The organism is Stenotrophomonas sp. STEN009 (assembly GCF_056760395.1).
This window is the reverse complement of record NZ_JBRRES010000065.1, coordinates 1-10,917: the sequence shown is the minus strand read 5'-3', so window position 1 is coordinate 10,917 and position 10,917 is coordinate 1. Positions and strand designations below refer to the sequence as shown.

At 67.3% G+C, this 10,917-nt stretch carries 11 protein-coding genes and 1 pseudogene; 3 read left to right on the top strand and 9 right to left on the bottom strand.

The genetic code is table 11. The features are described 5' to 3' along the window. Window positions 1–154 precede the first annotated feature (154 nt). The 7 genes from hslV to ACVOMM_RS18420 form a co-directional block, all read right to left on the bottom strand. Window positions 155–706, bottom strand: coding sequence for an ATP-dependent protease subunit HslV (gene hslV / locus ACVOMM_RS18450; RefSeq protein WP_053520176.1), 552 nt, complete (start codon window positions 704–706; stop codon window positions 155–157). Between the two features lie 153 nt (window positions 707–859). Then, the gene (gene xerC / locus ACVOMM_RS18445) at window positions 860–1,732 is read right to left on the bottom strand and encodes a tyrosine recombinase XerC (protein ID WP_053520177.1); all 873 of its coding nucleotides are present in this window, start codon (window positions 1,730–1,732) and stop codon (window positions 860–862) included. Window positions 1,733–1,748: 16 nt separating this feature from the next. After that, window positions 1,749–2,423, bottom strand: a complete 675-nt coding sequence (locus tag ACVOMM_RS18440) for a DUF484 family protein (protein ID WP_053520178.1) — start codon at window positions 2,421–2,423, stop codon at window positions 1,749–1,751. After that, on the bottom strand, window positions 2,420–3,271 hold the full coding sequence (dapF, locus tag ACVOMM_RS18435; RefSeq protein WP_065175178.1) for a diaminopimelate epimerase: 852 nt from the start codon (window positions 3,269–3,271) through the stop codon (window positions 2,420–2,422). Before dapF ends, ACVOMM_RS18440 begins: the two co-directional genes overlap by 4 nt. After that, a complete protein-coding gene (lptM, locus tag ACVOMM_RS18430; protein WP_053520180.1) occupies window positions 3,264–3,509 on the bottom strand; it encodes an LPS translocon maturation chaperone LptM in 246 nt (81 codons plus the stop codon). The genes dapF and lptM overlap by 8 nt, the downstream gene beginning before the upstream one ends. Before the next feature lie 84 nt (window positions 3,510–3,593). Next, window positions 3,594–4,016, bottom strand: coding sequence for a YbaN family protein (locus tag ACVOMM_RS18425; RefSeq protein WP_053520181.1), 423 nt, complete (start codon window positions 4,014–4,016; stop codon window positions 3,594–3,596). 54 nt (window positions 4,017–4,070) lie between these two features. After that, entirely contained in the window at window positions 4,071–6,146 is a 2,076-nt protein-coding gene (locus ACVOMM_RS18420; protein ID WP_428992939.1) for a S9 family peptidase, read from the bottom strand. Here ACVOMM_RS18420 and ACVOMM_RS18415 point away from each other — a divergent pair. Both ACVOMM_RS18415 and ACVOMM_RS18410 read left to right on the top strand, forming a co-directional pair. Further along, window positions 6,124–6,189 (top strand): annotated as a pseudogene (locus ACVOMM_RS18415) (hypothetical protein); the annotation flags it as partial. The gene ACVOMM_RS18420 and the pseudogene ACVOMM_RS18415 sit on opposite strands and share 23 nt — an antisense overlap. Before the next feature lie 145 nt (window positions 6,190–6,334). After that, window positions 6,335–7,519, top strand: coding sequence for a pyridoxal phosphate-dependent aminotransferase (locus ACVOMM_RS18410; protein WP_128990383.1), 1,185 nt, complete (start codon window positions 6,335–6,337; stop codon window positions 7,517–7,519). Between the two features lie 74 nt (window positions 7,520–7,593). On the opposite strand, the gene ACVOMM_RS18405 is transcribed toward ACVOMM_RS18410, so the two are convergent. Together ACVOMM_RS18405 and ACVOMM_RS18400 are read right to left on the bottom strand one after the other, a co-directional pair. Next, window positions 7,594–9,690, bottom strand: a complete 2,097-nt coding sequence (locus ACVOMM_RS18405; protein WP_053519813.1) for a prolyl oligopeptidase family serine peptidase — start codon at window positions 9,688–9,690, stop codon at window positions 7,594–7,596. Between the two features lie 69 nt (window positions 9,691–9,759). Next, entirely contained in the window at window positions 9,760–10,080 is a 321-nt protein-coding gene (locus ACVOMM_RS18400) for a hypothetical protein (RefSeq protein ID WP_053519814.1), read from the bottom strand. A gap of 128 nt (window positions 10,081–10,208) precedes the next feature. Here ACVOMM_RS18400 and ACVOMM_RS18395 point away from each other — a divergent pair, with 128 nt between their 5' ends. Beyond that, the gene (locus ACVOMM_RS18395) at window positions 10,209–10,811 is read left to right on the top strand and encodes a lipocalin family protein (protein ID WP_053519815.1); all 603 of its coding nucleotides are present in this window, start codon (window positions 10,209–10,211) and stop codon (window positions 10,809–10,811) included. The last annotated feature ends 106 nt before the right edge of the window (window positions 10,812–10,917 follow it).

Sequence of the window (10,917 nt, the reverse complement as noted above, 5' to 3'; positions counted from 1 at the left end):
CGTAGCCACCCCCTCCAGCTTCCGGGGGGGCGTCTGGGGGGCGTTTTAAATTTGTATCTTCCACTTGTTTGGGCTCACTATTGGGTTTTGTATCCCCCCTCACCCCCACGGCCCGGCGGGTCGCGCGGGGCCATGCCCGGCGGATCAGGGAGCGTCACAGCTCCTCGACCACCACGTTGCGGTTGGTGTAGATGCAGATGTCGCCCGCGATGTTGATCGCTTCACTGGCGATGGTGCGCGCATCCAGCGCCGTGTGCGCCATCAGCGCGCGGGCCGCCGACAGCGCGTAGGAACCGCCGGAACCGATGGCGATGATGCCGTCTTCCGGCTCGATCACGTCGCCGGTACCGCTGATGATCAGCGAGGTTTCCTTGTCGGCCACGGCCAACAGTGCTTCCAGCTTGCCCAGGCGACGCTCGGTGCGCCAGTCCTTGGCCAGCTCGACGGCGGCACGCTGCAGCTGGCCGTGCTTTTCCAGCTTGGCCTCGAACAGCTCGAACAGGGTGAAGGCATCGGCGGCCGCGCCGGCGAAACCGGCCAGCACCTGGCCATCGCGACCCAGCCGGCGCACCTTGCGCGCATTGCCCTTCATCACGGTGTGGCCGAGCGTGACCTGGCCGTCGCCGGCAATGGCCACATGCTCGCCGCGACGCACGCAGACGATGGTGGTGGCGTGGAAAACGTTGGGGTTCTGACTGGGGTCCATGCGGCCTCCGATAGCTGTTCCCGGGACATGGGGACAGCGCCGGGGCCGATCAAGCCTGCGCGGATGGCTGCCGTTCAGGGCTCGGGCGCCAGCGGCCGCTGCATCCGCCGGGCATGGCCCGGCGCTACCACTGCCGCCGGGCGTGGATTGGCGCTACCGGCGGCGCTTGGCGCGCGGATGCGCAGCGTCGTAGACCTTGGCCAGGTGCTGGAAATCCAGATGGGTGTAGATCTGCGTGGTGGCGATGTCGGCGTGCCCCAGCAGTTCCTGCACGCCGCGCAGGTCGCCGGACGACTCGAGGATGTGGCTGGCGAAGCTGTGCCGCAGCATGTGCGGATGCACGTGCTTGAAGAGCCCTTGCCGCTGCGCCAGCTGGCGGATGCGGATCTGCACCGCGCGCTGGCTGATCGGCCCGTTGCGGCCCGGAAACACCGGGGTGGCCGGGGCGCCGCCGCTTTCGCTGCGCCACGCAAGCAGTGCCTCGCGCGCCGGCTTGCCGAACGGTACCCGACGCTGGCGGTTGCCTTTGCCCATCACGTTGACCAGTCCGCTGGCAAAATCCAGGTCACGCCAGGTCAATGCGCAGACCTCGCTCAGGCGCAGGCCGGAGGAATAGAACAGCTCCAGCAGCGCGCGGTCGCGTCGCCCCAGCTCGCCTTCCGGTTCCAGTTCGACCAGTTGCACTGCTTCATCGGCGTCGAGCACCTGCGGCAGCCTGCGCGGCGCTCGCGGTGCCTTCAGCGTGGCCGCTGGACTGACCTCGATGCGGCCATGCCTGAGCAGCCACGCATAAAAGCTGCGGCAGGCAGACAGCCGCCGCTGCAGGCTCTTGGCCGACAGGCCCCGGCGATGTTCATCGGCGACGAACTGTCGCACGGCGTCAGCATCCAGCGCCTCCACCGGCACGCCCCGCGGCTCGGCCCATGCCGCCAGTGCATCCAGGTCGCGACGGTAGGCGTCCAGCGTATGCGCCGACATCCGCCGTTCCACCTGCAGGTGCTGCAGGAACGCCATGACCGCGCTCATCGCCGCCGCGCTCCGCTCAGTCCTGGAAGCGCTTGAGGCCGGTGGCCAGGGCCTCGCCCATCATGCGCAGGAACAGCGTGCCCATGCCCGGGTAGAAGCGGTTCGGGTCATGGCTGCCGACCGCGATCAGGCCGACACCCGGCAGCGGCAGCAGGGCGGTGGTCTGCACCTCCTCACTGCGCGCGCCATACAGCACCGCGTTCTTTTCCGGCTGCAGGCGGCCGCAGATCGGCTCACCGTCCTTCAGGCAATCACGGAAGGGACCCAGGCGTGGATCGTCGGCCGCGATGACCTGCAGCCATTCGGCCTGTTCCAGCCCGGCCACCGGCATGTGCACGACCAGCCGCACCAGATCACCCGCGAAATCCTCCTGCAGCGAGGCGGCCATCGCACGCAGGGTATCGGCCGCACTGCCCTGCTTCATCAGTGCCAGCGTCAGCTGGTGGGTGCGCACCGCCAGCCGTTCGTTGACCTGGGCGGTCGCGCCCAGATCGGCCAACCGTCGCGCCAGCTCGCGGTTCTTTTCCCGCAGCAGCTCCAGCTGGTAGCTGGCCAGCGATGCGGTCGGGCCGTCATCGCGCGGCACCACCAGGGTCAGCGCCAGGTCCGGAAACTGCTTGAGGAAGGCCGGATGGCGCCGCAACCAGGCAGCGACTTCATGGGCCCCGAGCTTGTCGACGGTCTCAGTCATGCGATCCACTCCCCTTCGAAGACGAATGCGGTGGGGCCGGCCATCACCACGGGCTGCCCCTCGCCCGGCCACTGGATGCGCAGTTCGCCGCCGGGCAGGCTGATGCGTGCATCGCGCTGCAGGCGACCGCGCTGCATGAGGGTGACTGCGGCTGCACAGGCGCCGCTGCCGCAGGCGAGGGTCTCGCCGACGCCCCGCTCGAACACGCGCAACCGCGCGTGGTCCGGCGCGATGACCTGGGTGAAACCCACGTTCACCGACTTCGGGAACGAGGCATGCTGCTGCAGCAGCGCGCCGACGCGCTCGACCGGCGCCGCATCGATCAGGCCCACCTCGATCACGGCATGCGGATTGCCCATCGACACCGCAGCAAACCGCACGCTCTCGCCCTGCAGCGGCAGCAGATACTCCTCGCGCGGGTGGGCAAAGCCGACCAGCGGCACGCTGGCAGGTTCGAATGCGGGTACGCCCATGGTCACCGCATACTGGCCCTGGCCCAGCACCTGCACCGCATGGCTGGCCAGTGGGCTGTCGATGACGAATGCATCGCCCTGGGCACTGCCCTCGCGCACCAGCCAGGCCGCGATGCAGCGCGCGCCGTTGCCGCACTGCTCGGAATTGGAGCCATCGGCGTTCCAGATCCGGTACGAGGCAACCGAGCCTTCGACGCGCGGGGCCTCGATGGTCAGGATCTGGTCGCAGCCCACGCCGGTGTGGCGGTCGGCCAGGCGCGCGGCCAGCTGTGGCGTGGGCGGCGCGGTGCCGTCGCGCAGGTCGATCACTACGAAATCGTTACCCGCGCCGTGCATCTTGCTGAAACGCAGCGCGGTGGAACCGGTCTTACTCATTCCCGTCGTCCACCTTCTTCACCGGGTCCGGGGTCACCGACGGACTGCCGTCACCCGTGTCCTGGGTGGCAGGCGGGGTGGCTTCGCCGTCGGCATCGGTGGCCGGCTCGACGGTCTCTTCCACCGGCACCGGCTTCTGCGGCAGCACCAGCGGGCCCTTGTTGCCGCAGGCGGACAGGAACAGCAGCGAGGCCGCTGCCAGCGGAATCAGGATGGCGTTTCGATGGGGAATCTTCATGCCCCGAGTATAGCCACTGCCGGCTGAGCGGTTGGTGGAGGGTACGGCCCCCATGGCAGCGCCGGGCCATGCCCGGCGGAAGGGTCAGTCCTGCGGCGGCAGCGGCCGCGTCCACAGCCAGATCGCCACCACGGTCATGCTGCCGATGGAAAACCATTTCACCCAGGCGATCGGCACGCACCACAGCATGATCCCGGCGCAGACCGCCATGGTGATCGTGGCCATCCATTTGCCGTAGCGGCTGACCGCGCCATGCGCCTGCCAGTTGCTGATGGCCGGCCCGAAGCGCGGATGCTGCAGCAGCCAGGCATGCAGCCGCTCGGAGCCGCGCGAGGCGGCCCATGCCGAGATCAGGATGAATACGGTTGTCGGCAGCCCCGGCACGAAGATGCCGACAATGCCGGTGCCGAGACTGACATAGGCGAGCAACCACCATGCCCAGCGGAAACGCACCGGCCGGCGGGTCGGGGCTGCGTCCTGGGCGGCAGGCGGTTCAGGCAGGCTCATGCTCGCAAGGATAACGGTTCGGGGTGCCCGGCAACGCCCGGCACCCCGCCGCAATCACGGTGCTGCGATACCCAGCTGCTGCAGCACGAAGGCATACGATTCGGACAGCTCGCGGTAACGCTGGAAGCGACCCGACTTGCCGCCATGGCCGGCCTCCATGTTGGTGCGGAACAGGATCGGGTAATGGCCAGTGTTGTCGTCGCGCAGCCTGGCCACCCACTTGGCCGGTTCCCAGTACTGCACCTGCGAATCCCACAGGCCGGTACCGACGAACAGCGCCGGATAATCCTGCTTCCTGACATTGTCGTAGGGCGAGTACGAGAGCATGTAGTCGTAGTACTGCTTCTGCTCCGGGTTGCCCCACTCGTCGTACTCGTTGGTGGTCAGCGGGATGGTCGGATCCAGCATGGTGGTGACCACGTCCACGAACGGCACCTGCGCCACCATCACCCGGTAGTCCTGCGGCGCCTGGTTGGCCACCGCCCCCATCAGCAGGCCACCGGCACTGCCACCGGACGCGGCCACGCGATCCTTCGCCGCCCAGCCCTGCGCCACCAGTCCACGGGTAACGTCGATGAAGTCGTTGAAGGTGTTCTGCTTGTGCAGCAGCTTGCCGTTCTCGTACCAGTCGCGGCCCATCTCCTGGCCACCGCGGATGTGGGCGATGGCATACACCACGCCGCGATCGAGCAGGCTCACTGCCGTCTGGTTGAAGTACGGGTCCATCGACATGCCGTAGCTGCCGTAGGCGTACTGGAACAGCGCGCCCTTGCCGTCCTTCTGGTAGCCCTTGCGGTAGACCAGCGACACCGGCACCTTCACGCCATCGCGCGCGGTGATCCAGACGCGTTCGGTTTCGTACTTCGATGCGTCATAGCCGATCACCGGCTGCACCTTCAGCTGGCGGCGCTCGCCGGTGGCGGTGTTCAGCTCGAACACGGTGGTCGGGGTGGTCATCGAGGTGTAGACGTAGCGCAGCCATGGCGTATCGGCCTCGGTGTTGTCGCCCAGGCCCATCGAGTACGCCGGCTCATCGGCCTTCACGTAGTCGCTGCGGCCATCCTTGAACAGCAGGCGGATGCGCTCCAGGCCTTCGGAACGCTCGGCAATGGCGGTGAAGCCATCAAACAGCTCGAAGCCTTCGATGAACACCGCATCGTCATGCGCGATCCAGTCCTTCCACTGCGCACGCGAGGTGGCATCGGTCGGTGCGGTGACCAGTTTGAAGTTCTTTGCACTGTCGTTGGTACGTATCACCCAGCGGCCATCGTAGTGGTCGGCGTCGTACTCCACGTCGCGCTGGCGTGGCGCCAGCACGGTGAACGTGGTCGGGTCGCTGGCCGGCGCGTAGCGCTCTTCCGACGACACGGTACTGTGCACGCCGATGGTGATGAAGCGGTCGTCGCGGGTGCGGCCGATGCCCATGTAGAAGCTGTCGTCCTTCTCTTCGTAGACGACGGTGTCGGCGCTGGCCGGGGTGCCCAGCACGTGCTTCTTCACGCGCACGGTCAGCAGCGTTTCCGGATCGTTCTCGACGTACAGCACGGTGCGGTTGTCGTCGGCCCAGACCAGGTCGCCGGAACTGCCGGTGATCACGTCGGGCAGCACCTGCCCGGTCCGCAGGTCCTTGAAGCGGATCGTGTACTGGCGACGGCCCACGTCATCGTCGGCCCAGGCCAGCAGCTGGTTGTCCTGGCTGACTTCCATCGAGCCGACATTGAAGTAGCCCTTGCCGGCGGCCATTGCGTTGACATCCAGCAGCACTTCTTCGGCGGCATCCATGCTGCCCTTGCGGCGTGCGTGGATCGGGTAGTCCTGCCCGGTCTCGAAGCGGCTGTAGTACCAGTAGCCGCGCTCGCGCGCCGGCACGCTGGAATCATCCTGCTTGATGCGGCCGACGATTTCCTTGTACAGCGCGTCTTCCAGCGGCTTCAATGGCGCCAGCACCTGGTCGGCATAGGCGTTCTCGGCCTGCAGGTAGGCCAGCATGTCCTTGTTCGCGCGCTTGTCGTCACGCAGCCAGTAATAGTCGTCGTTGCGGGTCGCGCCGAACGGGGCCTTGACCTCGTGCGGATGCCGGGCGGCGTCCGGCGGAACAGGCAGGGGGGCGGCGGTAGCGGTGCTGGTCATCAGGCTGGCGAGCAACAGGCAGAGGGTGGACTTCATGAGATAAGGCTCCAGGCGCTTCAATGCAATGGTCTTCGACGGGATCGGTTCCCTTCCCCGAACAGCGATCTGACCCCAATCCCGTCGGCACCACAACCCTGCAGGTCGTCACGGTGCGGACCCGCCGGCAGCGGTCGGCGTACCATGGGCGCATGAGTACCCTGCCCCACCCGCCGGTCTACAGCCGGCGCAGCCATGAAATCGCTCCGTTCCACGTGATGTCCCTGCTGGCCCGCGCGCAGGCGCTGGAACAGGCCGGCCACGATGTCATCCACCTGGAGATCGGCGAACCGGACTTCACCACGGCCGGGCCGGTGGTGCGTGCCGGCCAGGCGGCCCTGGCCGCCGGGCACACGCGCTACACCGCCGCACGCGGCCTGCCTGCGCTGCGCCAGGCGATCAGCGGTTTCTATCGCAGCCGTTACCGGCTGGATGTGGATCCGGAACGCATCCTGGTCACTCCTGGCGGCTCCGGCGCGCTGCTGCTGGCCAGCAGCCTGCTGGTCGACCCGGGCCGGCACTGGCTGCTGGCCGATCCCGGCTATCCCTGCAACCGGCATTTCCTGCGCCTGGTGGAAGGTGCCGCACAGCTGGTCCCGGTCGGTCCACAGACCGCCTACCAGCTCACACCCTCGCTGGTGCAACAGCACTGGAACACGGACAGCGTCGGCGCACTCGTCGCCTCGCCGGCCAACCCCACCGGCACGGTGCTGTCGGCCGATGAACTTGCGGCGCTGTCACGCACACTGCACGCACGCGGCGGGCACCTGGTGGTGGACGAGATCTATCACGGCCTGACCTACGGCGTGGACGCCGCCAGCGTATTGCAGGTCGATGACAGCGCGTTCGTGCTGAACAGTTTCTCGAAGTACTTCGGCATGACCGGCTGGCGCCTGGGCTGGCTGGTGGCGCCGCCCGCAGCGGTGCCCGAACTGGAGAAGCTGGCGCAGAACCTGTACATCAGTGCGTCGAGCATCGCCCAGCATGCAGCCCTGGCCTGTTTCACCGATGAATCGATGGCGATCTTCGAACAGCGACGGGAGGCCTTCCGCCAGCGTCGCGATTTCCTGTTGCCGGCGCTGCGCGAGCTGGGCTTCCGCATCGAGGTGGAGCCGCAGGGCGCGTTTTATCTGTATGCCGATGTCAGTGCGTTCACCGATGATGCCCAGGCGTTCTGCGCACACTTCCTCGAAACCGAGCATGTGGCGTTCACCCCGGGCCTGGATTTCGGCTTCCACCGCGCCAACCAGCATGTGCGCCTGGCCTATACCCAGGAAATACCGCGGCTGCAGGAAGCGGTGGAGCGCATCGCGCGCGGGCTGCAACATTTCCGCTAGCGCCGGGCCATGCCCGGCGAGCGCGCAGCGCCGCCCATGAAAAACGCCGCCCGGGGGCGGCGTTTTTCATTTCGTCATTTACCGCCCAGGCGCTCCCACAGGAAGCTGTAGGCCAGGGCCGCCATGTGCGCGGCCTGCGCGTTGTTGGCTGCGCCGCCATGACCACCTTCGATGTTCTCGTAGTAGGTCACATCCTTGCCGGCATCGATCATCTTCGCCGCCATCTTGCGGGCATGGGCCGGGTGCACGCGGTCATCGCGGGTGGAGGTGGTGAACAGCACCGGCGGGTAGTTCTTCTTCGCGTCGAACAGGTGGTACGGCGAGAAGGTCTTGATGAACTCCCAGTCGCTGGTATCGGGGTTGCCGTACTCGGCCATCCACGACGCGCCGGCCAGCAGGTGGCTGTAGCGCTTCATGTCCAGCAGCGGAACCTGCACCACCACCGCACCGAACAGTTCCGGGTACTGCGTCAGCATGTTGCCGGTCAGCAGGCCGCCGTTGCTGCCGCCCTGCACGCCCAGGTGCCTGGCACTGGTGATCCTGCGCTTGACCAGATCCTGTGCCACCGCGGCCATGTCCTCGTAGGCCTTGTGACGATTCTGCTTCAGCGCCGCCTGGTGCCAGCGTGGGCCGTACTCACCGCCACCACGGATGTTGGCGACCACGTACACACCGCCCTTCTCCAGCCAGGCGCGGCCCATGCCACCGGAATAGCTGGGTGTCAGCGAAATCTCGAAACCGCCGTAGCCGTACAGCAGGGTCGGATTGGAGCCGTCCAGCTTCATGTCCTTGGCATGCACCACGAAGTACGGCACACGGGTGCCATCCTTGCTGGTGGCGAAGTGCTGCTCGATCACCTTGCCCTCGGCATTGAAGAAGGCCGGCATGGTCTTCAGCGTTTCCGGTGCCTTGCCGATCTCGGCCAAAGCCAGGGTGGTCGGCGTCAGATAGTCGGTGGCGGTCAGCCAGACCGCATCGCTGTCGTCGCTGTCCACTGCGCCCACGGCCAGAGTGCCGAATGCCGGCGCGCCGACAAACGCGCTCTTCTGCCAGCCATTGGCGCCCGGGGTCAGCACGGACAGGCGATTCTTCACATCGTCCAGTACGTTAAGGACGAGGTGGTTCTTGGTCCAGGTCGCACCGGCCAGCGAGGTGGTCGCGGTCGGAGTGAACAGGACCTCGAAGTCACGCTTGCCGGCCAGGAAGTCATCGAGCCGGGTCGCCAGCAGCGAGCCGGACGCGTAGGTCTTGCCGCCCACGGTCCAGGCGTCGCGCAGCTCCAGGGTCAGCCACTGCTTGTGCAGGCCCTTCTCGGCGGAGTTCGGCGCATCGATCTTGGTCAGCGTGCCATCGTCTCCGCGCAGGTAGACCTCATTGTTGTAGAACGCCAGCGTGCGGCTGACCAGGTTGCGCTCGAAGCCCGGGGTGTCATCGTGCATCGCCGCGATGTACATGTCCTCCGGCTTGCCTTCGTACACCACGCTGGCCGACGACATCGGCGTCCCACGCTTCCACAGCTTGGCCACGCGCGGGTAGCCGGAGGTGGTCATGGTGCCGGCACCGAAATCGGTGTAGACGAACACGGTATCGCGATCGATCCAGTTCAGGCCGCCCTTCGACTCGGGACGGAAGAAGCCATCCTCGATCCAGCGCTTCGTCGACAGATCGAACTCGCGGGTGACATCGGCATCCGCGCCACCGCGTGACAGCGCGATCAGGCAGCGGCTGTAGTCCGGGCGCAGGCAGTCGGCGCCGTGCCAGACCCAGTTCTCGCCCTCGGCCTTGTTCAGTGCGTCCAGGTCAAGCACGGTTTCCCACTGCGGCGAGGCCTTGCGGTACTCGGCCAGGGTGGTGCGCCGCCACAGGCCACGTTCGTGCTGCTTGTCCTTCCAGAAGTTGTAGTAGTAGTCGCCGATCTTCTGCACGCCGGGAATCTTGGCATCCGAATCGAGCACCTCACGGATGCTGGCCTCCATCTGCCTGAAGGCCGGAGTCTGCGCCAGGCGCGCCTCGGCCTTGGCGTTCTGTTCCTTGACCCAGGACAGCGGCTTGTCGCCGGTGACGTCCTCCAGCCAGGCATAACGGTCGGTATCTTCAGCAGCCACGGCGGTCCCCACCGAGGCAGCGGTCATCATGCCAGCCAGCAGGCAGGCGGAAGCGAGTCGTGACATTGCAGCTCCAGGCAGTCATAAGCCGTGGAACGCTAGCACGGATCCGGACACCGCCCCCCGTGTCGAAGGTCAGGCCGCCGCCGTTGCGCCGCGCCGGCCGCGCGCGCCGGCTGCCCTGCGGCGGCGCGCCTGTCCACCGGTACGACGCGACGACCGCCGCCGCAGCGACGGCAATGGGCAGCGCAGCAAGGCCCACCAGGCCACCAGCGGCATGCCGATCAGCCACAGGGGCAGCCAACCCAGCCAGGCACTGCTGCCACGGGCGGCCGGCCACACCAGGACCAGTGCGACGCCGGCCAGTGCCAGATGCTGTACACCCCGCAGCAGGCGCGGATCGGCGCGTTCGCTGACGCGTTCAGTCGAGGGGCGGCGTGTGAGGCGTGCGCTCATGCGGGTTTCTCCGGTGGACAATGCAACACAGCTTGGGCAAGGGCCTTCTCATACGCTGCGACACCATTGACGGACCGCGTGCACACAGTCGACCATGCGCGTGCAAGCCCACTGGAGCCCGCTCCCGCATGACTTCGATCCGCCCGCTCTGCGCCGTGCTGCTGGCCCTGTCCCTGGCGGGCCCGGCGCTGGCTGCCAGCGATCCGCCGTCGCCGCGTGCCGCGGCGCCCCGCGCCCCCGATCCGAACGCGCCGATCGACCTGCAACGTTTCATGGGCACCTGGTACGTGATCGGCCGCGTGCCGAACTTCGTCGAGCGCGGTCACGTTGCCAGCGTCAACGAGTACGCGCTGCGCGACGATCACAAGGTTGCCATCACCTACCGCTACCGCAACGGCTTCAGCGAACCGCAACAGGAGATCCGCGCCCGTGCCAGCGTCGACCCGGACAGCGGCAACCATGGCTGGCGGACCTGGTTCTACCGCGTGGTGCCGACCCATTCGCGCGTTCTGGAAGTGGCGCCGGATTACTCCTGGGCACTGATCGGCTATCCGGGCCGCGAGATGGCGTGGATCTTTGCCCGTCGGCCCGACATGGACAAGACGCTGTACAAGGAGCTGGCCGAGCGCCTGCGCGACGAGTACGGAGTGAATACCGACAAGCTCAAGCGGGTGCCGCAGCGCCCGGACCAGGTCGGCAAACTGGGCTATGAAGTGCCCAACGCGCGGTGAGACGACGCCGCCGGGGGGGGGGGGCGGGGCAGACGGGGTGGGCGGGGGGGGGGGTGCGGGCGGGGGCCAGCCGGCCGAGGGCGCGGCTGGAAGAGGAGGTTGTGTG